Here is a 25,084-nt window from a genome sequence, read left to right on the forward strand (position 1 = left end):
CCTTGTCTTCTTGTCAGGCGTCGACGTCGAAGCTGACGCCCTGCGCCAGCGGCAGCGTGGTGCCGTAGTTCAGCGTGTTGGTGGAACGGCGCATATAGGCCTTCCAGGCGTCCGAGCCGGCCTCGCGGCCGCCGCCGGTCTCCTTCTCGCCACCGAAGGCGCCGCCGATCTCGGCGCCGGACGGGCCGATATTGACATTGGCGATGCCGCAATCCGAACCCTCGTCGGAGACGAACAGCTCGGCCTCGCGCATGTTGAGCGTGAAGATCGAGGAGGACAGGCCGGCGCCGACCGCGTTCTGAATGGCGATCGCTTCGTCGATCGACTTGTACTTCATCACATAGAGGATCGGGGCGAAGGTCTCGCGCTCGACCGGGCCGCACTGGCTGGGCATCTCGACCAGGGCCGGGCGGACATAGAAGCCGCCGGAGCCGACATCGACCTTCTCGCCGCCATGGACCTTGCCGCCCTCGGCCTTCGCCTCGGACAGCGCCTTCTGCATGCCCTGATAGGCGGCCTCGTCGACCAGCGGGCCGACCAGGATGCCGGCCTCGCGCGGATCGCCGATCTTCACGGAGCCGTAGACCTTGGCGAGCTTCGGCACGAGCGCGTCATAGACGCTCTCATGCACGATCAGGCGGCGCAGCGTGGTGCAGCGCTGGCCGGCCGTGCCCATCGCCGCGAAGGCGATGCCGCGCAGGGCGATGTCGAGATCGGCCGAAGGCGCGACGATCGCGGCGTTGTTGCCGCCGAGCTCGAGGATGGCGCGGGCGAAGCGGGCAGCGAGCTTCTGGCCGACCTCCTTGCCCATCCGGGTCGAGCCGGTGGCAGAGACGACAGGGACGCGATGGTCCTGCACCAGGATGTCGCCAAGCTCGCGGCCGCCGATCAGGATTTCCGACAGGCCGATGGGGGCTTCGGGGCCGAAGCGCTTCATCGCCTTCAGTGTGATCGCCTGCACGGCGAGTGCGGTCAGCGGGGTCTTCTCCGAGGGCTTCCAGACGACGCTGTCGCCGCAGACGAAGGCGAGCGCCGCATTCCACGACCAGACCGCGACCGGGAAGTTGAAGGCCGAGATCACGCCGACGACGCCGATCGGATGCCAGGTTTCCATCATGCGGTGGTTCGGGCGCTCGGTCGCGATGGTGAGACCATAGAGCTGGCGCGACAGGCCGACGGCGAAGTCGCAGATGTCGATCATCTCCTGGACCTCGCCGAGGCCCTCGGAGGTGACCTTGCCGGCTTCCAGCGTCACCAGCAGGCCGAGATCGGCCTTGTGCGTGCGCAGCTCTTCGCCGAGCAGGCGGACGAACTCGCCGCGCCGCGGCGCCGGCACCTTGCGCCAGGCGAGATAGGCGGACTGGGCCCGGCCGATTGCGGCTTCCGCTTCCGCCGGCGAGGTCTCGCGCAGCGTCGCGACGCTCTCGCCGGTGATCGGCGAGCGGGCGGAGAGGCCGGCGCCGGCATAGGCGCTCTCGGGCACGCCGAGGCGCTTCAGCAGGGCGAGGGCATCGTTCGGAAGGGAGGTCGTCATGGGTGCTCTGATCCTGATCGCCGGCGAACCACAGCCCTCATCCTGAGGAGCGCTTCCAAAGGAAGCGCGTCTCGAAGGATGTTCCAGCCCGCCAGGGTGGCGCAATCTGGAGCATTCTTCGAGACGCCGCTACGCGGCTCCTCAGGATGAGGGCTCGTATTGGGCTGCGATATGCAGCCCGGCATTCGACTGCACAATGCCCTCTTCCAGCCGCTCTCCGCAATCGATATGTTCTCACGACTTGATGAGTTGAGATCATGAATTCGGAGATCATTCCCGGCCGCCTCTCGGTGCCCTCGCTCTCGGCGCTCGCCGCCTTCGAGGCGGCGGCGCGCCATGGCAGCTTCACCCGCGCCGCCGAGGAGCTCAACCTGACGCAGGGTGCGGTCAGCCGCCAGATCGCGCTGCTCGAGCAGAATCTCGGCCTGAAGCTGTTCGAGCGGGTGAAGAAGCGCGTCAGCCTGACGCCGGCCGGCGGCGCCTATGCCGCCGAAGTGCGTGACGGGCTTTCGCGTCTGGCGGCTGCGACGCTCTCGGCTATGGCCTTTCGCGGCGGCGCCGGGCTGCTCCATCTTGCCATCCTGCCGACCTTCGGCACGCGCTGGCTGATCCCGCGCTTGCCGCGCTTCACCGAGGCTCATCCCGGCGTCACCATCAATTTCTCGACCAAGCTGGTGCCCTTCGACTTCGCCCATGACCCGGCCGATGCCGCCATCCATTTCGGCCTCCCGGTCTGGCCGGGCGCGCGGCTGCACCGTCTGATGGGCGAGGAAGTCGTGCCGGTCGCGGCGCCGGCACTGGTGGCGCGTGGCGGCCTCAAGGAGGCCGCCGACCTGCTGCGCCAGCCCTTGTTGCAACAATCGACCCGGCCGCGGGCCTGGGCCAATTGGCTGGAGCAGCAGGGCCTGCCGCCGGAGCGGGCGCTGATGGGGCCGCGCTTCGAGCAGTTCGCCATGGTGGCGCAGGCCGCAGTGGCGGGGCTCGGCGTCGCCATCGTGCCGCGCATCCTGGTCGAGGAGGAACTGCGCTCGGGCGCACTGGTCATCCCGGTCGACCGGCCGGTGCGCGGACCGGAGGGCTATTACCTCGTCTATCCCGAGGCCAAGGCGAGCCTGCCGGCGGTGGTCGCCTTCCGCGACTGGCTCGTCGGGGAATGCGAGGGGATGAACTAGCCTCTCGACAAGCGCCGGTTGAGTCGTCATTCATGCGCTGAGATCACGAACCACCGCTTGCGCAGGTCACTCATGTCTTCCGCTCCAGCCTCGGCCGACATCGTCATCGTCGGAGGCGCCGCGATCGGCTCCTCCGTCGCCTACAATCTCGCCAGCGATCCCGGCTTCAAGGGCAAGGTCATCGTCGTCGAGAAGGACCCGACCTATCGGCTTTCGGCCTCGGCGCTCTCGGCCGCCTCGATCCGCCAGCAGTTCTCAAGCGCGGTGAACATCCGCGTCTCGCTCTTCGGCATCGCGTTCTTGCGCAATATCGGCCAGCATCTCTCGGTCGATGGCGAGGCGCCCTCGATCGATCTGCACGAGGGTGGTTATCTCTATGTCGCCGGCGACGAGGGCCGTAAGGTTCTCGAGCAAAATCAAGCGCTTCAGCAGCAGGAGGGTGCCGATGTCGCGCTTTATGCTGCAGAAATGCTGCGCAGCAAATTCAGCTGGCTAAATACTTCGGACCTGCTCTGCGGCACCTATGGTGTCAGCGGCGAGGGCTGGTTCGACGGCTGGGCCCTGCTGCAGGCTTTCCGCAAGAAGGCGCGTGCACTCGGCGTCGAATATCGCCAGGGCGAAGTCACCGGCTATGTCGTCGAAGGCGGCCGCGTCACCGGCGTCGAGCTGGCCGATGGCAGCCGCATCGCCTGCGCCGCTGCGGTCAACGCCTCCGGCACGCATGGAGCGAGACTCGCCGCCACCGCCGGCGTTGCCATCCCCGTGAAGTCGATGAAGCGCTATGTCTACAGCTTCACCTGCAAGGGCGAGGTCGACGACTGCCCGCTGCTGATCGACACCTCCGGCGCCTATGTCCGCCCCGAAGGCAAGCGCGGCAGTGAGGGGCAGATGTTCATCTGCGGCTCCTCGCCGCCGGAGGAGCTCGACCGCGAATGGATCGAGACCGACGCCGATGTCGAGGACGTCGACTGGTCCTTTTTCGAGGAATATGTCTGGGCGCCGCTCGCCCATCGCGTGCCCGCCTTCGAGGCGATCAAGCCCGGCCGCGCCTGGGCCGGCCCCTATGACATGAACGGCCTCGACGGCAATGCCATCCTCGGCCCGGCGGTCGGCGTGCCCAACCTCTATCTCGCCAACGGCTTCTCCGGCCATGGCCTGCAGCAATCCCCGGCCGTCGGCCGCGGCCTCGCCGAGCACATCGTCAACGGCCGTTATCTCACGCTCGACCTTGCCGATCTCGGCCATGAGCGGATCGTCGCCGGTACGCCCCTGCGCGAGGCCAATATCATCTGATCCGAAGGGAGACCGCGCCATGATCGACCAGGCCTTCGTCACGACCATGGCGCGCTATAACCGTTGGCAGAACGAAAGCCTCTACGCTGCTGCCAACGGCTTGGCCGACGAAGCGCGCCGGCTCGACCGTGGCGCCTTCTTCCGCTCGATCCACGGCACTTTCTGCCATCTTCTTTGGGCCGACAGGATGTGGCTTTCGCGTTTCGCCGGTACGCCGAAGCCTGCCGTCCCCGGGAGCGAATCCTCCCGGATGATCGAGGCGTGGGATGAGCTCGTCGCCGAGCGGCGGGTTACCGATGCGCTGATCGGCGACTGGGCTGCCGGGCTTACGCTGGAATGGCTCGCCGGCGATCTGACCTGGATGTCGGGCATCTCGCGCCGCGAGCTGACCAAACCCAAAGCCCAGCTCGTCATGCACTTCTTCAATCACCAGACCCACCACCGCGGTCAGGTCCACGCCATGTTGACCGCGGCGGGGGCAAAGCCTGACGATACCGACCTGATGTTGGTAGACGCCCGTGCGTGAGGCGCTGGCCGACGACTAGGCTTCCTCGCCCGCTACACGGCGTGGCCGCCTCTGCGGTTTCGTCTTCGTGATCTTGTCCGGCTCTTCTTCGCTATCCTCGACATCGTCAGGGATCGCCGCCGTCGCATGTTGGCTCAGCTTCTGGAACAGGCCGAGCCCGACCAGCGCCGCGACCGCGACGAGCATCAGCAGGGACGGGAACAGGATATCGGCGGGCTTGTCGCGCGCGGACTTGGTGATCAGCACCAGCGATTCCAGGCTGAGCGCGACGATGATGATCGTCATGAACTTGGTGAGAGAACCCCGCGCTTCCGCCGGCCGCCGCAATTCGCGATCGGCGATGACCTCCTCCTCGAACAGGAACTTGCCGACATCGGCGACGGCGACCGCGATGATCACCAGGCCGATCCCGTCGAGCATGGTGTCGAGCGCGCCTTCACCGGTCCGGAAGCCGGTGAAGGTGCGCGAGATTGCGACCGCCATCAGCAATATGGACGCCAGCAGCAAGGAGCCGGCAATGCCGGAATAGAGCAGGCGGCTGAACATGATCATGGCACGGATTCCCCCCGAGGTGATGCCCATGAACCCGGCAATCGGCGACTCGTTCCCGCCACCTGCTGCCAGGGGCGTCAGTGCGGGATAGCGGCGATGCAGCAGCGGCATGGTCCATGCCTTGCGGTCGTTTCGCCGGCAATGCCATGGTCGCGCACCTTGCGGCCGGAGCGCGCCATGATCGACACGAGCAACTTGATCGCCTTCATCCTGCTCGCCTTCGGCATGGTCCTGACGCCGGGGCCGAACATGATCTACCTGATCTCGCGCTCGATCGCGCAGGGGCCGGCCTCCGGCCTGATCTCGCTCGGCGGCATCGCGCTCGGCTTCGTCTTCTATGTCTTGTGCGCCGCCTTCGGCATCACGGCGCTGCTCTTCGCGGTGCCTTTCGCCTATGATGCGCTGCGGCTGGCCGGCGCGGCCTACCTGCTCTGGCTGGCATGGCAGGCGGTCCGGCCCGGTGGCAGCTCGCCCTTCCATGTCCGCGAGCTCAAACATGACGGGCCGCGCAAGCTCTTCATGATGGGCTTCCTCACCAGCCTGCTGAACCCAAAGATCGCGATGTTCTACCTGGCGCTGCTGCCGCAGTTCATCGATCCGGCTGCGGGCAGCGTGCTGACCCAGTCGATCATCCTCGGCTTCATCCAGATCACCGTCTCGGTCAGCGTCAACACGCTGATCACCTTCGCTGCGGGCGGCATCGCCATCTTCCTGCGCACGCGCCCGTTCTGGGCGCTGGTGCAGCGCTGGGTGATGGCGACGATGCTTGCCGGCTTTGCCGTGCGCATGGCGGCCGAAGCGCGCCGCTGACAGGCCGCGCGCAACGATTTCTGCACCGTTAGCAAGGCTTATGCATCGCGCCGTCGGATCGCTGCCGGCTCATCGCGCTCGGCGCGGCGCATCAGGCAGGAGTTTTCCATGAGTGTTGCCAATGGCCGGGTCCTGCTCGCAATGCCGGGCCCGACCAATATTCCCGATCGCGTCCTCCAGGCGATGATGCGCCCGGCCGAGGAGCTTGCCTCGAAGACGATCGTCGATCTGACCGAAACCCTGCTGGACGACCTCAAGGCTGTCTTCCGCACGACGGGCGAGACCTTCCTCTACGCCGCCAACGGCCATGGCGGCTGGGAGGCGGCGCTGACCAATGTCCTGTCGCGCGGCGACAAGGTGCTGGTGCTCGCCAGTGGCCGTTTTGCCATCGGCTGGGGCGAGATGGCCCGGTTCATGGGTGCCGATGTCGAGGTGCTCGCCGGCTCCTGGCGTACGGCCGTCGACCCGGCTGCGGTGGAAGAGCGGCTGCGGCAGGACAAGGAGCACGCGATCAAGGCGGTGCTGACGGTCCAGATCGACACCGCCTCGGGCGTGGTCAACGACATCCGGGCGATCCGTCGCGCCATCGATGCCGCCGGCCATCCGGCGCTCTACATGGTCGACGGCGTCGCCGCCCTTGGCTGCATGCCGTTCGACATGGACGAGTTCGGCGTCGACGTCGCGATGTCCGCGTCGCAGAAGGGGCTGATGACGCCGCCTGGTCTCGCTTTCGTCGCGGCGAACGGCAAAGCGCTGCATGCGCACCGGCAGGCGACAATGCGCACGCCCTATTGGGACTGGACCGCGCGCATGGACCCGCTGCTCTACATGAAGCATTGCGGTACGCCGCCCGAGCATCTGATGTTCGGCCTGCGCGCCGCACTCGACATGATCCTGGCGGAAGGCCTCGAAGCGGCCTGGCGGCGCCACGCCCTGCTGGCTGCTGCGACGCAGGCAGCGATGTCGAAATGGGCTGAAGGCCAGGTGCTGAGCTTCAACGTCGTCGAGCCGTCGCAGCGCGCACCTTCGGTCACCACCATCCTCGTCGACGGCGATCCGGCAGACATCACTGATTATGCGAGAGAGGTCTGCGGCGTGACGCTCGGCCTCGCCATCGGCGATCTCACCGGCAAGGCGTTTCGCATCGCCCATATGGGCCATGTCAACGCGCCGATGGTGCTGGGCAGTCTGAGTGCTGTCGAGATGGCGCTGCAGGCGAAAGGCATCCCGTATGGCGATGGCGGCGTCGCGGCTGCCATCGCCTATCTCGGTGCCAATGCGCGCGAGGTGGCGGCCTAGCCGGCCCCGCCGAGCCGATCGCCTGAATGCGGTCTCAGGCCGCCGAGACGCGCTGCAGGAACTGGTGAACGGCGCTTTCGAGCTCTTCGGCCTTGCCTTCGAGCGCCGTGGTCGAGGCGAGCACCGCGCTCGCGACCTCATGGGTCTGGTTGGCCGAGCCGCGGATGTTGTTGGTGGTCTGCGCCAGGTACTCCGTGCCGGTCGCGACCTCGGCGATGCTGCGGCTGATGACATGGGTCATCTGGCCCTGCTCCTCCAGAGCTGCTGCGATCGAGATCGTCCGCTCGTCCATGTCGGCCATGCCGGCGGTCAATTTGGCGATGGTCTCGACCACGCCGGAGGTCGCCTGCTTGATCTCGGCGATCTGCCCGGCGATGTCCTGCGTCGCGATCGCGGTCTGGTGGGACAGGCTCTTGACCTCGCCGGCGACGACGGCGAAACCCTTGCCGGCGTCCCCGGCGCGCGCCGCCTCGATCGTCGCGTTCAGCGCCAAAAGATTGGTCTGCTCGGCGATCCCGCGGATCAGGGCGACGATGCCGTCGATGCGCCGCACGGCATGGTCGAGCGCGTCGACCGAGCCGGCGGTCGTCCGGGCGCTGCCGTTCATGTCGGCAACCAGCGCCTGGGTGGTGGCGAGCTGGCGGTCGATCGCCGTGATCGCGGTCGAAAGCTGTTCCGTCGCAGTGGCGACGTCCGAGACGTTGCGCGAGGATTCCTCCGAGGTCGAGGCCACGGCGGTGACCTCGCCATTGGCGATATCGGCGATCTCGTTCAGGGAAGCGGCACGCCCCTTCAGGTCGCGGATATCCTGCAGAACCGTGTCGAGCGTCGCAAGGAACTGCGTGTTGAAGCCGACGACGATGTCCCGGGTCGTCTGGCGCCGGGCAGCTTCGCGTTCCATGTCCCGCAGTTGCGCCTGGTGCAGCTCCTCGGCCTGCACCGTGGCATCCTTCCGCGCCTGCGCAGCCATGTCGCCTGCGGCCGCAAGCGTCCGGCTCTGTTGGCGGATGATCCAGAGCAACAGGCCGAGCTGGATGATGACGCCGACGAGGAAGAGCGCATCTCCCTGCACGGAGGCGCCCGACCGGGAGATCAGCATGCCGATGAGACTGCCATGGCCGAGCGCCATGATCGCCGTGGCGACGAGCGGCTGCCAGGCACACCAGCCGGCCGACAATGTCAGCATGATCAGGAGGACGGAGTCGCTCACCTCGTGCCAGTTCGCGCCCTTGAGTGCGTAGGTGAAGGCGAGAGCGCTGCCGGTGCTGCCCAGCGAGAGGATGATCTGCGTCGCCGTGCCGGTCGAGTTGCTCCGCCAGGCCAGGGTCGCGACTGCCGCCGATCCGATCGTGATCAGCAAGGGTGCCAGCGGCCCGGATCCGCCAGTGGCCAACCAGGCCAGCATGGTTGCCGGCACGAACAGCCAGAGCACCAGGGTCAGGGCGCCGCCGACGCGCAGCCGCAATTGCGTCAGATAGGTTGCGGCGGAGTCGGTCTGCATGCGGGCGTTGGCCTGTGAGCGCTGTGCGGAGATGGCCAATAGCGGTCGATTGGCCAATCTCCCTTGCTCAGCCTGTCTCATTACGCTGAATTTTCGCTTAATCACTGGCTCGTTGTTGGTGGGATCTCCGCATATTCCAGCCGCGCCTGAGGTCTGGCTGGCTTGCACGCTTCTCCTATCGTCGCCGGAACGGCTTGGCTAAGCTCGCCGTCACCTCACGGGACGGAAGCCCATCATGACCGACACGACACAGGAAGAAGCCCGCATCCTCGCCTGGCTCGGCGAGCGCAAGCAGGCGATGATCGATCTGCTCCGCGAGATGGTCGATACCGACTCCGGCTCCTATGACAAGGCAGGCGTCGACCGGGCCGGCCAGGTTCTGGCCCGCTTCCACGAGGCGAACGGCCTTTCCGTCGAGATCGAGCCCGACACCCGCTATGGCGATGCGGTCAAGGCGCGCCTGCCTAACCCGACAGCGAACGACCAGCGGCCGATCCTGCTGCTCGGCCATCGCGACACCGTCTTCCCCGAGGGTGAGCCGACCCGCCGGCCCTTCACCATCCGCGATGGCCGTGCCTATGGGCCGGGCGTCGCCGATATGAAGGCCGGTCTCGTGATCGAGGCCTTCGTCGCCGCCGCCTTCGCCGCCAATGGCGGCCTCAAGGCGCCATTGATGATGCTGACCACCAGCGACGAGGAGATCGCCTCGCCGTCCTCGCGCCCGGTGATCGAGGCGGCGGCGCGCGAGTCGCGCTGCGTCTTCAACGCCGAGCCGAGCCGGCTGCCGGCCGGTACCGACTATGGCCGCGACCACAAGCAATCGATCACCTCGGGCCGCAAGGGCGGCGTCTTCATGCGGGCCGAGTTCCTGGGCAAGGCGGCCCATTCCGGCGCCAACTACGAGAAGGGCGTCTCGGCCATCGTCGATCTCGGCCATAAGATCCCGCGTCTGCAGGGGCTGACCGATCTTGCCGCCGGCGTCACCGTCAATGTCGGCCTGATCGGCGGCGGCCAGACCGTCAACACCGTCGCGCCTTCGGCCTGGTGCGAGATCGACCTGCGCTACAAGACAGCGGCGCAGCGTGCGGCGCTGGTCGAGGCGATCCGCGACATCGTCGAGACGCCGGTGGTCGAGGGCTCCTCGGCGAAGCTGATCATCAAGGGCGAGTTCGTGCCGCTGGAGCAGACGCCGGATTCACTGGTGCTCTACGACACCTATCGCGAGGCAGCCGCAAGCTTGGGCATCGCGGTGACGGCGGAATATACCGGCGGCTGCGCCGATTCCGGCTTCACGGCGGCGCAGGGCTGCCCGACGCTGTGCAGCGTCGGCCCGGTCGGCGGCATGGCGCATACGCCGGATGAATTCCTCGAGGTCGAGAGCATCGTCCCGGCGGCGCAGACGCTGGCGCTGGCGGTGATGCGGACTGCGGCGCGGATGGAGTGACGGCACAGCCGTCATGCTGGGGCTTGACCCGAGCATCTCAGGCCGGAGAGGGTTCCAACTCCGCGCCCTCTCGTCCTGATATTCTCGGCTCTGCGCTGCGCTTCGGCCGAGAATGACGGCCTAGAAAGAAAAAGGGCACCGCGTGAGCGGCGCCCTTCGTCATTTCAGCGATGCCGTACTTCAGTTGAGTGCCACTCCGGCCGGCCGGCTCTCGCTGGCGGCGGGAAATTCCCCGAGCATCAGCCCGGCCGGGCCGACCGTCAGCGGCACGCTTTCGCCGTCGCGAACTGCACCGGCGAGCAGCAATTCCGCCAGCGGGTCCTGTACCGACTTCTGGATCACGCGCTTCAGCGGGCGCGCGCCATAGGCGGGATCGTAGCCCTTCTCCGCCAGCCAGTCGCGTGCCTCTTCGGAAAGGTCGAGCGCGATCTTCCGGTCGATCAGCAACTTGCCGAGACGCGCCATCTGGATGTCGACGATCGCGCCCATGTCCGACCGCCGCAGGCGGTGGAACAGGATGATGTCGTCGATCCGGTTCAGGAACTCCGGCCGGAAGGCGTGGCGGACCACGCCCATCACCTCGTCGCGCACGGCGTCGCTGTCCTGGCCCTCGGGCTGGTTCACTAGATACTCCGAACCGAGATTCGAGGTCATGATGATCAGCACGTTGCGGAAGTCGACCGTGCGGCCCTGGCCGTCGGTCAGGCGTCCGTCGTCGAGCACCTGCAGCAGGACGTTGAACACGTCCGGATGCGCCTTCTCGACCTCGTCGAACAGCACGACCTGATAGGGCCGGCGCCGGACCGCTTCCGTCAGCGCGCCACCTTCCTCATAGCCGACATAGCCGGGAGGCGCACCGATCAGCCGGCTGACCGAGTGCTTCTCCATGTATTCGGACATGTCGAGCCGGACCATCGCGGTCTCGTCGTCGAACAGGAACGACGCCAGGGCTTTCGTCAGCTCGGTCTTGCCGACGCCGGTCGGGCCGAGGAACATGAACGAGCCGATCGGCCGGTTCGGATCCTGCAGGCCGGCGCGAGCGCGCCTGACCGCCTTGGAGACGGCCTCGACAGCCTCCTCCTGGCCGACGACGCGGGCGCCGAGGCTCTGCTCCATGTGCAGGAGCTTCTCCTTCTCGCCCTCCAGCATCTTGTCGACCGGCACGCCGGTCCAGCGCGACACGACCTGCGCGACATGGTCTGGCGTCACGGCCTCTTCGACCATGCCGGGCGCATCGCCCTTCGCCTCGATCTCGGCCAGCGTCTTCTCGAGCTGCGGGATCTCGCCATAGGCGAGCTCGCCAGCGCGCTGGTACTCGCCCTTGCGCTGCGCCTGGGCGAGCTCGTTGCGGGCGTTGTCGAGCCTGGTCTTAATCTCCGCCGCCTGGCCGAGCTTGTCCTTCTCGGCCTTCCAGGTCGCGGTGATCGCGGCCGAGCGCGCCTCGAGCTCGGTGAGCTCGGACTCCAGCCGCTTCAAGCGCTCCTTCGAGCCGGCGTCGCTCTCCTTCTTCAGCGCCTCCTGCTCGATCTTCAGCCGGACGATCTCGCGGTCGATCGAGTCGAGCTCCTCGGGCTTGGAATCGACCTGCATGCGCAGGCGCGCCGAGGCCTCGTCGACGAGGTCGATCGCCTTGTCCGGCAGGAACCGGTCGGTGATGTAGCGGTTCGACAGCGTCGCGGCCGAGACCAGCGCTGAGTCGGTGATGCGCACGCGGTGATGCTGCTCGTACTTCTCCTTCAGGCCGCGCAGGATCGAGATCGTGTCCTCGACCGTCGGCTCGTCGACGAAGACGGGCTGGAAGCGCCGCGCCAGCGCCGCATCCTTCTCGACATATTTGCGATACTCGTCGAGCGTGGTCGCGCCGACGCAGTGCAGCTCGCCGCGGGACAAAGCGGGCTTCAGCAGGTTGGAGGCATCCATCGCGCCGTCGGTCTTGCCGGCGCCGACCAGCGTGTGCATCTCGTCGATGAACAGGATGACCCCGCCCGCCGCGGCCGAGACCTCGGAGAGCACGGCCTTCAGCCGCTCCTCGAACTCGCCGCGATATTTCGCGCCGGCGATCAGCGCGCCCATGTCGAGGGCGAGCAATTCCTTGTCCTTCAGGCTCTCGGGCACGTCTTCGTTGACGATGCGCAGCGCCAAGCCCTCGGCGATGGCGGTCTTGCCGACGCCGGGCTCGCCGATCAGCACGGGATTGTTCTTGGTACGGCGGCTCAGCACCTGGATGGTGCGACGGATCTCCTCGTCGCGGCCGATGACGGGATCGAGCTTGCCGTCGCGGGCCGCGGCGGTGAGGTCGCGCGCGTATTTCTTCAGCGCGTCATAGCCCTGCTCGGCCGATGCGGAATCGGCGGTGCGGCCCTTGCGGATCGCCTCGATCGCGGTGTTGAGGCTCTGCGGCGTGACACCAGACTTGGCCAGGATCTTTCCGGCCTCGCTGTCCTTCTCGATCGCGAGCGCAAGCAGCAGCCGCTCGACCGTGACGAACGAGTCGCCAGCCTTGTCGGCAGCCTTCTCGGCCGTATCGAAGGCGCGCGCCAGCGCCGGTGTCAGATGCAGGCTCGATGCGCCGGCGCCGCTGACCTTGGGAAGCTTGGCGAGGGCCGCGTCGACCAGTTGCCTGGCCTCCCGCGACTGCCCGCCCGACCTGTCGATCAGGCCGGCCGCCATGCCCTCGCTGTCGTCGAGCAGCGCCTTCAGCACATGCTCGGGCGTGAACTGCTGATGGCTCTCGCGCATCGCAATGGTCTGCGCGGCCTGCAGGAATCCCTTCGCCCGGTCGGTATACTTCTCGATGTTCATTCGGTTACCTCCGCCCGCCGGTCGCGCCCCGAAGCGGCGGAGCCGGCTGCTTTCATCAGGATAGGGCCCCCTGACGGGCAGCCCTTCGCCTCCAAAGATAGTGTTGCTTTCCCGCAACGGAAGGGGGTGGGTGCAGCTTTGGCGTTGACCTTTGTCAAAGCCTGCGGCCAGCCTGCCGGCATGGTCGGCACCAGGCGGCAACAGGCGATTCGAAAGGCGTTGCGGGCGCTCGTGCCGGGCATCCCGCTGGCCGATGCCGAGACGGTGCTGGCGCTGGCTGGTCGCGTGCAGATGAAGGCGCTGCCGCCCTCGTCCGCGCTCTGGCTCGCGCTGGGTTCCCATGTCCGGCACGCCCATACCGACTACGATCATCTGCTCGCCGAGGGCTACGAACGCGACGCCGCCCGCTTCTTCGTCGCCGATGCGATCGACGATGTGCTCTCCGGCTGGGGCTGCCAGCGCTCGATCCTGGACGAGGAGGAGGGCGAGCAGGCGCATTGATCTGACCGATGCAATCCTTTCATCGGATATGGCAACGGCCTCGGTGGCGTCGAAACGCCCGTCATGGCAGGGTCCGCCGCCTCGTAATCGGAAGGGCAGGGCCCATGCGCGTCGCTTCGCTGTATCGCTACCCGGTCAAGGGCCTGTCGCCCGAGCGTCTGAGCCGGGCCGAACTGCCGACAGGCGGTTATTTTCCCGGTGATCGGCTCTTCGCCATCGAGAACGGCCCCTCCGGCTTCGATCCGGCTGAGCCCGTGCATCAGCCCAAGATCAAATACCTGATGCTGATGCGCAACGAGTCGCTGGCGCGCCTGCGGACGCGTTACGACGATGGCAGCGGCGATCTCGTCATCGGCCATGACGGCAGGGAGACCAGGGCCGCCACCGGGACCGCCACCGGCCGTGAACAGCTCAGCGCCTTCTTCAAGGCTTTCATGCCGGAGGAACTGCGCGGCGAGCCGCGCCTGCTGGCAGCGCTGGAGGGCTACCGCTTCACCGACTCCCGCTCAGGCTTCGTCTCGATCATCAACCTCGCCAGCGTCGCCGACCTGGAGGCGCGGCTCGGCGTGCCCGTCGATCCGCTGCGCTTCCGCGGCAATGTCATGGTCGAGGACCTGCCGGCCTGGGCCGAGCTCGATCTGGTCGATCGCGAGCTCGTCGCGCCGTCGGGCTTGCGACTCCAGGTGATCAAGCGGATCGAGCGCTGCGCCGCCACCAATGTCGACCCGGTGACGGGCGCGCGTGACCTGCAGATCCCCAAGGCGCTCATGAAGGGCTATGGCCACGTCGACTGCGGCATCTACTGCCGGATCATCAGCGGTGGAACGCTCGGCGAGGGCGAGCGGCTGCGGCTGGTCGAGGCCAGTGAACCGGCGGCGCTCGGCGTCGCCTGAAAAAGCGAAAGGGCCCTTGCGGGCCCTTTCCATGATCTCGTTCTGCCGGCCGGATTATTCGGCCGGGGTCTCGCCGCCATCACCGCCGAGGGCGTCCATCACCTCGCGCGGCGAACGCCGCCGGGGAGCCCGGCGCTTTGGCTTCTCGCCGGCCTCGGGCGCGGCCTCCACGGCGTCCGTCGGAGCTGCTGCCACTGGGGCGGCGACCGGAGCCTCGGCCTCCTCGGCGATCGCGATCGGTACGCGTGTCGGCGTGGTCAGGAAAGCCGGCAGGCCGGCGGGAGCATCCTGCTCTTCACTGCTGTTGCTGGCCCGGGCCTCGTCGCGGTCGCGGCGCGAGGGACGCTCGCCACGCGGCGGCCTGTCGGGGCGCTCTTGGCGCTCCTGGCGTTCAGGCCGCTCGAAACGGCGCTCGCCCTGGCCTTGGCCCTGGACCGGCGCGATGTCCGGCTGCTCGGCACCGGGCTGAGCCTCGGGACGCGGAGCATAGGAACCGTTCTGGCCTTCATTCCGGTCGAAGCGACGCTCGCCCCGCTCCGGCCGATCGCCACGGTCATTGCGATCCTGGCGATCCTGGCGATCATTACGATCGAAGCGGCGCTGGCCGTTGCGGTCGAAATTGCGGTCCTGCCGCTCCTGGCGGGGTGGCCGGTCGAAGCGCTGGCCGTTGTTCTGGCTGCCGCCTTCGCCTTCCTCACCGTCCTGGCGCTGGCCGCCATGACCGTTCACGCCGTTGTGCTGACGCTCACCCTGCGGCTGGCCGCCCTGGAAGGCAGCCTCCTCTTCGCCCTCCTCCTCGAGCTCGTCGGCATCTTCGACGAAGGCGCGATTGAGCTGGAAGGTGTGCCCGAACTGCTGGGTCATCTGCTCCTGTGCAGCGAGCAGGATGCGATAATAGTGCTCAGCGTGCTGGAAATAGTTCTCGGCTGCGACAGGGTCGCCCGAGGACTGAGCATCGCGGGCGAGCTGCAGGTATTTCTCCGCGACATGCTGTGCCGTGCCGCGGACTTTGACGTCCGGGCCGTTCGACTCGTAGCTCCGCTGCAGCGGGTTGGGAGATTTCCGGTTGCCATTGTTGTTGTTATTGTTGTTGTTGCGGCCGCGCATACGCCGGTTCTGACCTGGTCTCATTCGCGTCTGTCTCGCGTTATGTTCATTCGAAGCAACCTTGAGGCCGTCATGCACATCGTGTCGCGCGGCGGGTTGCGGCGCCGCGCGTGGGAAACTCGACCTGGAAGGGCTCTGCGCCGGTATGGGTCTTCACGCGCTCTTTCCAATGGAGCCTGCCGGCTCCCCCTCCGAACGGCGTCTCGCCCATTCGGAGCCTCGGTCTCGCTATGTCAGTAACGTCGATTCTGGCAGTGATCCGAGGGTTCGGTCCGCTCTGCGGAACCTGGCCAAAGGTTATGTGCTGTCGACACTGTCTTCAAGACCATGCGTGCATAGCTGGTTTTGCCGCTTCTTCCAAGCAAATTCGCGTAGCTTGCTGTGCATTGATCAGGGGGCGTGCCCGAAGACGAGGGCGCGAATATGGCCGCCGAGGTCACGGCGCGAGTCGAGATGGCGCAGGCCCGCCTGCCTCATCAGCGCGAGGACGGCCTCTTCCTGTCCAGCCCCGATCTCCAGGATGGCGAGGCCGCCAGGCTGCAGATGGCCGGGCAGGGCGGCCGCGAGGGCGCGATAGGCGTCGAGCCCGTCCGGGCCGCCATCGAGGGCGAGCAGCGGATCGTATTCGCGGACATTCGGGTCCAGGCCAGCGATCTCGGCGCTGTCGATATAGGGCGGATTCGACAGGATAAGGTCGAAGCGCTCGTCGATACCGGTTGTCCAGTTGCCTTGACGAAAGGCGGCGCGCTCGGCGACGCCGTTGCGGGCGGCGTTGCCCGTCGCGGTCGCGACTGCATCAGGCGAAAGGTCGATCCCGAGCCCGGTCGCTTGTGGAAATTCACGTAAGGTCGCAATCAGGAGGCAGCCCGTTCCGGTGCCGAGATCAAGCGTGCGCAGCCTCTCGTGCCGGCGCAGTGCGAGATGGCTGAGCGCCGCCTCGATCAAGGTTTCGCTGTCCGGTCTTGGCTCCAGCGTTCCCGGCGAGAGTGAAAAGCTCAGGCCCCAGAACTCGCGAGCACCGAGGACACGCCAGAGCGGCTCGCCGGCGAGACGGCGGGCAACGGCATCGCTGAGCCGTACAGCGGCCGCTTGGTCGATCGGATCGTCGTCGGCAGCGAGGTCCTCGATCAGGATACGGGCTTCGAAGGTGAAATCGGCGATGCCGGCGCGCTTCAGCACCAGCGCGATCGCCTTCCTGGCCGCAGACGCGGTTTCGCCCGCTGCCGGCAAGGCAACGGGCGCGATCGCGTCAGTCGGTCTGGTTATGCCGGTCAAGCGTATCCTTGGGCCGGCGCGGAGCCGGTCAGTTGCCCTGCATCCCCTCGCGGATGCAGTCCTTCATCTTGATCCGCAGCGCGGACTTGCTCTCCCTAGCGCCGCGATACTGGCGCTGGCAATCGCGCCGCGCCTGCGACTCGGTCTTGGCGTTGTGCAGTGTCGCTGGCTGGCCGCCGAGGATCTTCTTGGCGGTCCGCTCCTGCGCACCCACGGATGCCGGCACGAAGGCGACGGCGGCGGCGAGGGCGATGGCGCTGAACAGGACTTTCATATCTCTATCCTCCCCATGAAATTGGTCGATGCGTCCAGAACGCGCGAGAGAGGCGAAGGTTTCACACGCTGCCTTGCTCGGCGAGCAGCTCAGCCTGGCGCTGCGCCGTCAGCGCATCGATGATCTCGTCGAGCACCAGCCCCTGCATCATCTCGTCGAGCTTGTAGAGCGTCAGATTGATGCGGTGGTCGGTGACGCGCCCTTGCGGGAAGTTGTAGGTGCGGATGCGTTCGGACCGGTCGCCCGAGCCGACCTGCGAGCGCCGGTCGGCCGAGCGCTCTGCATCGGCGCGGCTGCGTTCCATGTCATAGAGCTTGGCCCGCATCAGCTCGTAGGCGCGTGCCTTGTTCTTGTGCTGCGAGCGCTCGTCCTGGACCAGCACGACGATCCCGGTCGGGATATGGGTGAGGCGGACGGCCGACTCGGTCTTGTTGACGTGCTGGCCGCCGGCGCCCTGGGCGCGCATCGTGTCGATGCGCAAATCCTTCTCGTCGAGGGTGACGTCGACCTCGCCGGCGAGCGGCAGCATGGCGACGGTCGCGGCGGAGGTGTGGATGCGCCCGCTCGTCTCGGTGTCCGGCACGCGCTGCACGCGGTGCACCCCGGATTCGTATTTCAGCCTGGCATAGACGCCCTTCCCGGCGATCTCGGCGATGACCTCCTTGAAGCCGCCGACCGTGCCCTCGCTCTCAGTCAGGATGTCGACGCTCCAGCCCTTGCCGGCGGCATAACGCTGGTACATGCGCAGCAGGTCGCCGGCGAAGAGCGAGGCCTCGTCGCCGCCGGTGCCGGCGCGGACTTCGAGGATGACGCCGCGTTCGTCGGCGGCGTCCTTGGGTAGCAGCGCAATCAGGATCTCGCGGGCGCGCGCATCGATCTCGGCCCTGGCCGCGTCGCGCTCCTCATAGGCGAGGTCGCGCATCTCGGCGTCGATGGCGGGATCGTCGATCAGCGCCAGCGCCTCCTCCAGCCCAACTTGCGCCTTGCGCCAGGCCGTGATCGCCGCGACGACGGGGTCGAGCTCGGCGAGTTCCTTCGACAGTTCGACGACGCGGGCCGCCTCGGTCGCATGGTTGATGGCGTCGCTCGCCGCGGCATGGCGGGCGACGATCGAGTCGAGGCGATCTTGCGGGAGCTGGAGCGACATGGTGCGGAAACGATCTGAACGGAAAAAGGGAGGCGTGCGCGGTCGGCGAGTGAAGTGTCGCTAGACCGGCACCTTCATCTCGGCGGCGAGTGCGGCGATGAGCGGGCGCAGGCTGGCGGCGCCATCGGAAGAGGACATCCAGGCATCGAGGCGCTGGCGCGCCTTGCCGGCGTCGAGCGCACGCAGCATCGCCTTGACCGGTCCGACGGATGCGGCAGACATCGAGAAGGATCGATAACCGAGCGCGATCAGCGCCAGCGTCTCGATCGGTTTGCCGCCCATCTCGCCGCAGACGGTGACCGGGCAATCCGCCTTGCCGGCTTCGTCGATGATGTTGCGCAGCGCGCGCAGGCCAGCGGCGCCGAGCGGGTCGAAGCGATCGGATACACGCTTGTTCTCGCGATCGGCCGCGAACAGGAACTGCATCAGGTCATTGGTGCCGATCGAGAGGAAGTCCGCCTCGCGGGCGATCTCCGGCAACTCGAACAGCAGCGAGGGCACTTCGACCATGACACCGAGCTTGAGGCTGGCCGGCGCCGGGCGGCCGTCGCGCTCCAGCATGGCGAGCTCGCGCCGCACCAGCGTGCGTGCGCGCAGGAACTCGTTCACCGTGGCCACCATGGGCAGCATGATCTTCATGTCGCTGCCGGCGCCGGCCCGCAGCAGGGCCCGCACCTGCGCGCGCAGCAGCCGGGGGCGGTCGAGGCCGATACGGATGGCGCGCCAGCCTAGTGCCGGGTTCTCCTCTTCCAGCCGCTCCATATAGGGCAGCACCTTGTCGCCGCCGATGTCGAGCGTCCGGAATGTCACCGGCCGGCCGTTCGCGACCTTGAGCACGGCATCGTAGAGCGCCTGCTGTTCGGCCGTGGTCGGCATGTGCGGCGCCACCATGAACTGCAGCTCGGTGCGGAAGAGGCCGACTCCGGAGGCGTTGGTCTCCTCGAGATTGGCCATGTCGACGAGCAGGCCGGCATTGATCTGCAGCTGGATTTCGACGCCGTCCTTCGTGATCGCGGGCTGCGTCTTGAGCTTGCGGTACTGCTCCTGCTTGCGGGCGCGCAGGCGCGCCTTGTCCTTGTAGGCGTTCTCGACATCGGGCTGCGGCCGGATCTGCACCTCGCCGGCCTGGCCGTCGACGATGACGGCGTCGCCCGCCTGGATCAGCGCGGTGGCGTTGGCGATCTCGCCGACCACCGGGATGTTGAGCGCACGCGCCACGATGGCGATATGGCTGGTCGGGCCGCCTTCCTCGAGCACGACGCCGCGCAGATGCCGGCGGTCATAGTCGAGCAGCGCCGCCGGCCCCATCGAGCGCGCGATCAGGATGGCGTTCTCCGGCAAATCCTCGCGCGTGACGCCGTTGGACTTGCCGACCAGCGTGCGCAGCAAACGGTTGGCGAGGTCGTCGAGATCGTGCAGGCGCTCGCGCAGGTAAGGGTCGGTCTGGCGCAGCATCTTGGCGCGGGTGTCCGACTGCACGCGTTCGACCGCGGCCTCGGCGGTGAGGCCGGTCATCACCACCTCGCGCATGCGCCTGAGCCAGCCCTGGTCGTGCGCGAACATGCGGAAGGTTTCGAGCACGTCGCGGTGCTCGCCGGTATGGGCGACGTCGCCGCGCTCGATCAGTTCGTCGATGGCGAGCCGCATCGTCGCGATCGCTGCTTCCAGCCGCTGCACCTCGCGGCCAGGGTCCTCGGCGATCAGGTTGGTGATCGCGACGCGCGGCTCGTGCAGCACGGCATGGCCGAGGCCGACGCCGTCGGCGAGCGTGGTGCCGATGCTGTGGATCGGCCGGTCGAGCCCGATGGTCGCGCCGGGCTTCGACAGGGCCTTCAGGCCGCCGGCCGCGATCATCTCGGCCATGATCATGGCCGTGGTCTGCAGCGACTCGACCTCGTCCTCGCTGTAGACGCGCGAGGCGCGGTTCTGCACGACGAGCACGCCCATCACCGCGCCGCCGCGCAGAATCGGGACGCCGAGGAAGGAGCGATAGATCTCTTCGCCGGTTTCTGGCCGGTAGGAGAAGGCCGGATGCGACTGTGCGTCGGAGAGCGCGAGCGGTTCCGCCTCGCTGGCGATCAGGCCGACCAGGCCTTCGCCGGCCCGCATGGTGGTGAGGTGGACCGCCTCGCGATTGAGGCCTTCGGTGGCGTAGAGTTCGAGCGAGGAATCTTCACGCAGGACATAGACCGAGCAGACCTCGGCCACGAGGTTGCCGGCGATCACGACGACGAGCCTGTCGAGCCGCTCCTGCGGACTGACCGGCGCCGCCATCACCTCGCGGAGACGGCGCAGCAGCACGCCCGATCCCCCGAGTGCGCCTCGCATCAACAAAGCCCTCCGCCCGCCTCCACGGCTGTTTCAGCCGGATACCCCCCGCAGACCTGACACCGCAACCGCTGAGTCGCAAGCGCAAGCTGGGCTGATTGCCCCTATCGGGCTGCTTCTAGCCAGCGGAGGGAGCGTTCGGCAAGGCCTTGCCGCGTGCCGAGTCGCCTTTGCCGTGTGTCGGCCGGGCGGCCTGAGGCGGCATATCGGCGCGTGCGGATCTGGTATTCGTGCCCGATTTGCGTGTGCTGCGCAGCGTTTTGGGCCGCCCCGGCGGCACAATGTCGCCGCTGGGGGCATCGAGGCCGGAGAGCGCGGCGAGATAGCGCGACGTCCACCAGTCGATGTCCGTCGAGGAGATCGTCGCGTAGAGCCGCTCGAAGCGACGCTGCCGTTCCGATAGCGGCATGGCAAGGGCCGTCCTGATCGCCTCGGCCACCTCATGGGTGTCGAACGGGTTGACGATCAGCGCCTCGCCGAGCTGCTGCGCCGCGCCGGCGAAGCGCGACAGCACCAGCACGCCGGGGTTGTCGGGATTCTGCGCCGCGACATATTCCTTGGCGACGAGGTTCATGCCGTCGCGCATCGGCGTCACCAGCCCGACCTGGGCGCGCCGGTAAAGACCGGCGAGGGCGCTGCGGGAATAGGCCTTCTTCACCACGCGGATCGGCGTCCAGTCGAATTCGCCGAGCGCGGCATTGAGCCGACCGGCGACTTCGTCCGACATCCGGTCGAGCTCGGCATATTCGGGTACGTCGCTGCGCGAGGGCGGCGCGATCTGCAGCAGGCCTACCTCGCCGCGATGTTCCGGATGGTTGCGCAGGAAGGTCCCGAAGGCCTCGAGCCGCTGCACGATTCCCTTGGAATAGTCGAGGCGGTCGACGCCGATCACCAGCTTGCGGCTGCCGAGTGGCGCTGTCGTCGCCCGCACCGGCTGCGTCACCGCCCGGACCGATGCCTGGGCGAGCTTGCGGAAACCCTCGACGTCGATGCCGATCGGGAAGGCCTGCACCACCGCCTCGCGCTGGCCGGCCTTGACCCGGTTGCCCTCGCGCCGCGCCCCGCAGAGCGCGACCAGCCCGCCGATCAGGTTCGCCACGTCGTTCTGGGTCTGCATGCCGATGAGGTCGTAGGCTGTCATCGTGCTGATCAGCGTCGACGAGAAGGGCAGGGCGCCGAACACATCTGCCGACGGCCAGGGAATATGATGGAAATAGCCGATCCGGTTGGTGACGCCGCGCCGGCGCAACTCGGCCGCGAGCGGGATCAGATGGTAGTCGTGGATCCAGATGACGTCATCGGGCTGGAGCAGCGGCATCAGCAGCCGGGCGAAGCGGCGGTTGACGCCGAGATAGCCGGCATAGTCGGAGCGGCTGAACTCGGTCAGCCCGAGCCGGTAGTGCATCAATGGCCAGAGCGCGCGGTTGGCGAAGCCGAGATAATAGCTTTGTCGCTCTGCTTCGGTCAGGTCGGTGACGGCGTAGCTGACCTTGCCGTGCCGCAGCGGCTCGACGCTGCTCGCTGGTTCGGCCTTGGTCCCCCCGCTCCAGCCGAACCACAGGCCGCCATGTTGTTCGAGTGCCGAGCGGAGCGCGACCGCCAAGCCACCTGCCGCCACCTTTTCGCCACGTTCGGGCATGGTGACGCGGTTGGACACGACGACAAGACGCATGATGCCTCACTTTTTCGCTGACGCTTGCCGCAAGGGCGCGGGAACAGAACGCGCGGGCAGGCGTAATGTTTCGTGTGCAGGCCGGCTCCCCGGCCGGATCGCGTCGCCGCCGTGACCGGATCATGGCGACCTCGTGCCAAACTGAACCTCGAATGTGGCGATGAGGGGACCATCTGCCGATTGTCGTCCTTTCGCCCGCTTCGCCTTCTAACCAGAGCGCCATGTCAGAGATGCTGAGCCCCGCCCCCGAAATTGCCGAGCCTCCCGAAAAAGCCGCTGCCCTGACCGGGCAGATCGCGCTGTTCCTGGATTTCGACGGAACCCTGGTCGAGATCGCGCCCTCGCCGGAGGACGTGAAGATCGACCGGCGCCTGCCGGGTGCATTGGAGGCGCTGCGCCAGCGACTAGGCGGCGCGCTCGCTCTGGTCTCCGGGCGGCCCGTCGCCTTGCTCGACGAGATGATGGCGCCCTACCGGTTCGACGCGGCCGGCCTGCATGGCGCCCAGATCCGTCTCGGCGGCGCCGAGGCTCCGCTCGCCCCTCCTTCGGAAGCGCTGCACGCCGCGACTCGCAAGATGGTCCGCTTCGCCAACGCCCATGTCGGTGTGATCGTTGAGGATAAGCGCCAGTCCGTCGCGCTGCACTGGCGACTGGCGCCATCTCTCGCCGAAGAAGCGCTGGCGCTGATGGAGGACGTCGCCGCCGAGATCGGTCCGACAATGCGCCTCCAGCGCGGCAAGGCGGTCGCCGAGCTGGTTCCTGCGACCGCGAGCAAGGGCGGCGCGATCAATTGGCTGCTGCAGCAGGAAACCTATGCCGGCCGCACGCCGGTGTTCATCGGCGATGACATCACCGACGAGGACGGCTTCACCGCGGTCAACGCTGCCGACGGCCTGTCGATCCGGATCGGCGGCGGCGAGACCTGCGCTCGTCATCGCCTGGCCTCACCGACTGCGTTGCGCCATGTGCTTCTCGCGGCCGCCGAGGGCGGCGACCTCACGCTCGAATCCTTCCTTCAGAGCTGACTTCAGGAACTGGCATGACTGTGACGACCACCGCCTCGCCGAGAGTGGCCTCGCTCGATCTCGGCGTCATCGGCAACTGCACGATCGCCGCGCTGATCGACCGGCAGGCGCGCATCGTCTGGAGTTGCTTTCCGCGTTTCGACCGCGACCCGGTCTTCTGCTCGCTGATCGACAACCAGATCGACGACGGCGACGCCATGCCGAAGAAGGGCGTCTTCGCCATCGAGATGGTCGGCATGACCCGCTGCGAGCAGAGCTATCTCGACAACACCGCGATCCTCTCCTCGGTACTCTCCGACGACCAGGGCAACGCGCTGGAGATCCTCGACTTCGCGCCGCGCTTCGTCCGCTTCGAGCGCTTCTTCCGGCCGCCGCAACTGGTGCGCCGCGTCAGGCGCATCTCCGGGCGCCCGCGCATTCGCGTCGTGGTCAAGCCCTGTCTCGGCCTCGGCGAGGAGCCGGACGAGATCACTCGCGGCTCCAACCATGTCCGCTTCGTCGGCGCCGACCAGACGATCCGGCTGACCACCGACGCGCCCGTCTCCTATGTGCTGGAGAGCATCCCCTTCGCGGTCGAGAAGCCGTTCTCCTTCTTTATCGGCTCGGACGAGGCGCTGCGTGCCGAGATCGAGACGACCTCGCGCGAATTCCTCGACAAGACCACCGACTACTGGCGCGACTGGGTCCGCTCGCTCTCGATCCCCTTCGAATGGCAGCGCGAGGTCATCCGCGCCGCGATCACGCTGAAGCTCTGCTCCTTCGAGGAAAGCGGCGCCATCGTCGCGGCGCTGACCACCTCGATCCCGGAGGCGCCGGGCACGCAGCGCAACTGGGACTATCGTTTCTGCTGGCTGCGCGATGCCTATTTCGTCGTCCACGCCCTCAATCGTCTCGGCACGACGCGGACGATGGAGGACTATCTCGGCTTCATCACCAACATCGTCGACACCTATTCCGAGAGCGGCGCCGAGCATCTGCCGCCGCTCTATCCGATCACGCGCGGCGGCGAATTGCGCGAGTTCGAGGTGCCTAACCTCGCCGGTTATCGCGGTCATCAACCGGTGCGCGTCGGCAACGGCGCGGCGACCCAAATTCAGAACGACGGCTATGGCGCCGTCGTCCTGGCCGCGACCCATTCCTTCTTCGACCGCCGCCTGATCCAGCCCGGCAAGGAGGCCCTCTTCGCCCAGCTCGAGCGCATGGGCGAACGCGCCATCGCCGTCTTCGACAAGCCCGATGCCGGCCCCTGGGAGCTGCGCGAGAAGGAGGTGGTCCACTCCTTCTCAAGCGTGATGTGCTGGGCGGCCTGCGACCGGCTCGCCCGCATCGCCGGCACGCTCGGCCGCGCCGACCGCAAGGAGTACTGGCGCAGCGAGGGCAAGCGCCTGAAGGGCATCATCTCCGACCGGATCTGGAATCAGGAGAAGGGCCATTTCGTCTCGACCTTCGACGGCGCCGATCTCGACGCGACCCTGTTGCTGATCGCCGAGCTCGGCTTCGTCACCCCCGACGATCCCCGCTACATCGCGACGGTCGAGGCGATCGGCCGCGAGCTGGGGCGCGGCGACCTGATCCTGCGCTACGGCACGCAGGACGATTTCGGCTTCATGCACACCGGCTTCCTGATCTGCGCCTTCTGGTATGTCGATGCGCTGCACGCCATCGGCCGCAAGGACGAGGCCAAGGAGCTGTTCGATCGCATCCTGACGCGGCGCAACAGCTTCGGCCTGCTTTCGGAGGACGCCGATCTGGAAACCGGCGAGCTCTGGGGTAATTTCCCGCAGACCTATTCGATGGTCGGCCTGATCAATTCGGCGATGCGGCTGAGCCGGAACTGGGAAGAGGCGTTTTGACCAAGGTCGTCATTCTCGGGCGGAGCGAAGCGCAGACCCGAGAATCTCATGATGAGAGAGCGCTGACCGGAGCCTC

The 25,084-nt window shown here is 67.2% G+C and carries 20 protein-coding genes; 10 read left to right on the forward strand and 10 right to left on the reverse strand.

The features are described from left to right. Positions 1–13: 13 nt before the first annotated feature. On the reverse strand, positions 14–1,534 hold the full coding sequence (gene amaB / locus VGV58_RS05755) for an L-piperidine-6-carboxylate dehydrogenase (protein WP_326873011.1): 1,521 nt from the start codon (positions 1,532–1,534) through the stop codon (positions 14–16). Between the two features lie 257 nt (positions 1,535–1,791). On the opposite strand from amaB, the gene VGV58_RS05760 reads away from it, so the two are divergent. From VGV58_RS05760 to VGV58_RS05770, 3 genes are all read left to right on the forward strand, one after another. Continuing rightward, positions 1,792–2,706: a LysR family transcriptional regulator gene (locus VGV58_RS05760; protein WP_326873012.1), complete on the forward strand. Its 915-nt coding sequence runs from the start codon at positions 1,792–1,794 to the stop codon at positions 2,704–2,706. A 72-nt stretch (positions 2,707–2,778) separates the two neighbouring features. Continuing rightward, positions 2,779–3,999 (forward strand): NAD(P)/FAD-dependent oxidoreductase, encoded by a 1,221-nt coding sequence (locus VGV58_RS05765; RefSeq protein ID WP_326873013.1) that lies wholly within the window; start codon positions 2,779–2,781, stop codon positions 3,997–3,999. A 19-nt stretch (positions 4,000–4,018) separates the two neighbouring features. Then, on the forward strand, positions 4,019–4,525 hold the full coding sequence (locus tag VGV58_RS05770) for a DinB family protein (RefSeq protein WP_326873014.1): 507 nt from the start codon (positions 4,019–4,021) through the stop codon (positions 4,523–4,525). Positions 4,526–4,540: 15 nt separating this feature from the next. Here the strand turns inward: VGV58_RS05770 and VGV58_RS05775 are convergent, their stop codons facing one another. Beyond that, complete coding sequence (locus VGV58_RS05775) at positions 4,541–5,188, reverse strand: GNAT family acetyltransferase (RefSeq protein ID WP_326873015.1); 648 nt, start codon at positions 5,186–5,188, stop codon at positions 4,541–4,543. Between the two features lie 66 nt (positions 5,189–5,254). Between VGV58_RS05775 and VGV58_RS05780 the strand changes: the two genes are divergently transcribed. Both VGV58_RS05780 and VGV58_RS05785 read left to right on the forward strand, forming a co-directional pair. Then, positions 5,255–5,887, forward strand: a complete 633-nt coding sequence (locus VGV58_RS05780; protein WP_326873016.1) for a LysE family translocator — start codon at positions 5,255–5,257, stop codon at positions 5,885–5,887. Between the two features lie 108 nt (positions 5,888–5,995). After that, positions 5,996–7,186: a pyridoxal-phosphate-dependent aminotransferase family protein gene (locus VGV58_RS05785; protein ID WP_326873017.1), complete on the forward strand. Its 1,191-nt coding sequence runs from the start codon at positions 5,996–5,998 to the stop codon at positions 7,184–7,186. 34 nt (positions 7,187–7,220) lie between these two features. On the opposite strand, the gene VGV58_RS05790 is transcribed toward VGV58_RS05785, so the two are convergent. Beyond that, positions 7,221–8,687 (reverse strand): methyl-accepting chemotaxis protein, encoded by a 1,467-nt coding sequence (locus VGV58_RS05790; protein ID WP_326873018.1) that lies wholly within the window; start codon positions 8,685–8,687, stop codon positions 7,221–7,223. 235 nt (positions 8,688–8,922) lie between these two features. On the opposite strand from VGV58_RS05790, the gene VGV58_RS05795 reads away from it, so the two are divergent. Continuing rightward, positions 8,923–10,131, forward strand: coding sequence for a M20 family metallopeptidase (locus VGV58_RS05795; RefSeq protein WP_326873019.1), 1,209 nt, complete (start codon positions 8,923–8,925; stop codon positions 10,129–10,131). Positions 10,132–10,311: 180 nt separating this feature from the next. Here the strand turns inward: VGV58_RS05795 and clpB are convergent, their stop codons facing one another. After that, positions 10,312–12,933 carry an ATP-dependent chaperone ClpB gene (clpB, locus tag VGV58_RS05800; RefSeq protein ID WP_326873020.1) on the reverse strand — a complete coding sequence of 874 codons (2,622 nt, stop codon included), beginning with the start codon at positions 12,931–12,933 and terminating at the stop codon, positions 10,312–10,314. 144 nt (positions 12,934–13,077) lie between these two features. Between clpB and VGV58_RS05805 the strand changes: the two genes are divergently transcribed. Further along, entirely contained in the window at positions 13,078–13,434 is a 357-nt protein-coding gene (locus VGV58_RS05805) for a DUF2293 domain-containing protein (protein WP_326873021.1), read from the forward strand. A gap of 104 nt (positions 13,435–13,538) precedes the next feature. Then, on the forward strand, positions 13,539–14,327 hold the full coding sequence (locus VGV58_RS05810; RefSeq protein WP_326873022.1) for an MOSC domain-containing protein: 789 nt from the start codon (positions 13,539–13,541) through the stop codon (positions 14,325–14,327). Between the two features lie 54 nt (positions 14,328–14,381). Here the strand turns inward: VGV58_RS05810 and VGV58_RS05815 are convergent, their stop codons facing one another. From VGV58_RS05815 to VGV58_RS05840, 6 genes are all read right to left on the reverse strand, one after another. Beyond that, on the reverse strand, positions 14,382–15,458 hold the full coding sequence (locus VGV58_RS05815; protein WP_326873023.1) for a DUF4167 domain-containing protein: 1,077 nt from the start codon (positions 15,456–15,458) through the stop codon (positions 14,382–14,384). A gap of 366 nt (positions 15,459–15,824) precedes the next feature. Then, positions 15,825–16,709, reverse strand: a complete 885-nt coding sequence (prmC, locus tag VGV58_RS05820; RefSeq protein ID WP_326873024.1) for a peptide chain release factor N(5)-glutamine methyltransferase — start codon at positions 16,707–16,709, stop codon at positions 15,825–15,827. Between the two features lie 28 nt (positions 16,710–16,737). Further along, the gene (locus VGV58_RS05825; RefSeq protein WP_326873025.1) at positions 16,738–16,983 is read right to left on the reverse strand and encodes a hypothetical protein; all 246 of its coding nucleotides are present in this window, start codon (positions 16,981–16,983) and stop codon (positions 16,738–16,740) included. 61 nt (positions 16,984–17,044) lie between these two features. Continuing rightward, the gene (prfA, locus tag VGV58_RS05830; RefSeq protein ID WP_326873026.1) at positions 17,045–18,130 is read right to left on the reverse strand and encodes a peptide chain release factor 1; all 1,086 of its coding nucleotides are present in this window, start codon (positions 18,128–18,130) and stop codon (positions 17,045–17,047) included. A 60-nt stretch (positions 18,131–18,190) separates the two neighbouring features. Continuing rightward, on the reverse strand, positions 18,191–20,458 hold the full coding sequence (gene ptsP, locus VGV58_RS05835; protein WP_326873027.1) for a phosphoenolpyruvate--protein phosphotransferase: 2,268 nt from the start codon (positions 20,456–20,458) through the stop codon (positions 18,191–18,193). Positions 20,459–20,576: 118 nt separating this feature from the next. Next, positions 20,577–22,133 (reverse strand): alpha,alpha-trehalose-phosphate synthase (UDP-forming), encoded by a 1,557-nt coding sequence (locus tag VGV58_RS05840; RefSeq protein ID WP_414643912.1) that lies wholly within the window; start codon positions 22,131–22,133, stop codon positions 20,577–20,579. 218 nt (positions 22,134–22,351) lie between these two features. On the opposite strand from VGV58_RS05840, the gene otsB reads away from it, so the two are divergent. Together otsB and VGV58_RS05850 are read left to right on the forward strand one after the other, a co-directional pair. Further along, on the forward strand, positions 22,352–23,155 hold the full coding sequence (gene otsB / locus VGV58_RS05845) for a trehalose-phosphatase (protein WP_326873029.1): 804 nt from the start codon (positions 22,352–22,354) through the stop codon (positions 23,153–23,155). A 14-nt stretch (positions 23,156–23,169) separates the two neighbouring features. Next, complete coding sequence (locus VGV58_RS05850; protein WP_326873030.1) at positions 23,170–25,008, forward strand: glycoside hydrolase family 15 protein; 1,839 nt, start codon at positions 23,170–23,172, stop codon at positions 25,006–25,008. The last annotated feature ends 76 nt before the right edge of the window (positions 25,009–25,084 follow it).

The organism is Allobosea sp. (assembly GCF_035944895.1).
Lineage (GTDB): Bacteria > Pseudomonadota > Alphaproteobacteria > Rhizobiales > Beijerinckiaceae > Allobosea.

What these genes read in the sequence shown, in the direction of transcription:
- VGV58_RS05775 (WP_326873015.1), bottom strand. Translation starts at nt 5,188, where the DNA reads ATGCCGCTGCTGCATCGCCGCTATCCCGCACTGACGCCCCTGGCAGCA.
- VGV58_RS05790 (WP_326873018.1), bottom strand. Translation starts at nt 8,687, where the DNA reads ATGCAGACCGACTCCGCCGCAACCTATCTGACGCAATTGCGGCTGCGC.
- clpB (WP_326873020.1), bottom strand. Translation starts at nt 12,933, where the DNA reads ATGAACATCGAGAAGTATACCGACCGGGCGAAGGGATTCCTGCAGGCC.
- otsB (WP_326873029.1), top strand. Translation starts at nt 22,352, where the DNA reads ATGTCAGAGATGCTGAGCCCCGCCCCCGAAATTGCCGAGCCTCCCGAA.
- VGV58_RS05795 (WP_326873019.1), top strand. Translation starts at nt 8,923, where the DNA reads ATGACCGACACGACACAGGAAGAAGCCCGCATCCTCGCCTGGCTCGGC.
- VGV58_RS05760 (WP_326873012.1), top strand. Translation starts at nt 1,792, where the DNA reads ATGAATTCGGAGATCATTCCCGGCCGCCTCTCGGTGCCCTCGCTCTCG.
- VGV58_RS05850 (WP_326873030.1), top strand. Translation starts at nt 23,170, where the DNA reads ATGACTGTGACGACCACCGCCTCGCCGAGAGTGGCCTCGCTCGATCTC.
- VGV58_RS05765 (WP_326873013.1), top strand. Translation starts at nt 2,779, where the DNA reads ATGTCTTCCGCTCCAGCCTCGGCCGACATCGTCATCGTCGGAGGCGCC.
- VGV58_RS05815 (WP_326873023.1), bottom strand. Translation starts at nt 15,458, where the DNA reads ATGAGACCAGGTCAGAACCGGCGTATGCGCGGCCGCAACAACAACAAT.
- VGV58_RS05780 (WP_326873016.1), top strand. Translation starts at nt 5,255, where the DNA reads ATGATCGACACGAGCAACTTGATCGCCTTCATCCTGCTCGCCTTCGGC.
- VGV58_RS05825 (WP_326873025.1), bottom strand. Translation starts at nt 16,983, where the DNA reads ATGAAAGTCCTGTTCAGCGCCATCGCCCTCGCCGCCGCCGTCGCCTTC.
- amaB (WP_326873011.1), bottom strand. Translation starts at nt 1,534, where the DNA reads ATGACGACCTCCCTTCCGAACGATGCCCTCGCCCTGCTGAAGCGCCTC.
- VGV58_RS05785 (WP_326873017.1), top strand. Translation starts at nt 5,996, where the DNA reads ATGAGTGTTGCCAATGGCCGGGTCCTGCTCGCAATGCCGGGCCCGACC.
- VGV58_RS05810 (WP_326873022.1), top strand. Translation starts at nt 13,539, where the DNA reads ATGCGCGTCGCTTCGCTGTATCGCTACCCGGTCAAGGGCCTGTCGCCC.
- prfA (WP_326873026.1), bottom strand. Translation starts at nt 18,130, where the DNA reads ATGTCGCTCCAGCTCCCGCAAGATCGCCTCGACTCGATCGTCGCCCGC.
- ptsP (WP_326873027.1), bottom strand. Translation starts at nt 20,458, where the DNA reads ATGCGAGGCGCACTCGGGGGATCGGGCGTGCTGCTGCGCCGTCTCCGC.
- VGV58_RS05770 (WP_326873014.1), top strand. Translation starts at nt 4,019, where the DNA reads ATGATCGACCAGGCCTTCGTCACGACCATGGCGCGCTATAACCGTTGG.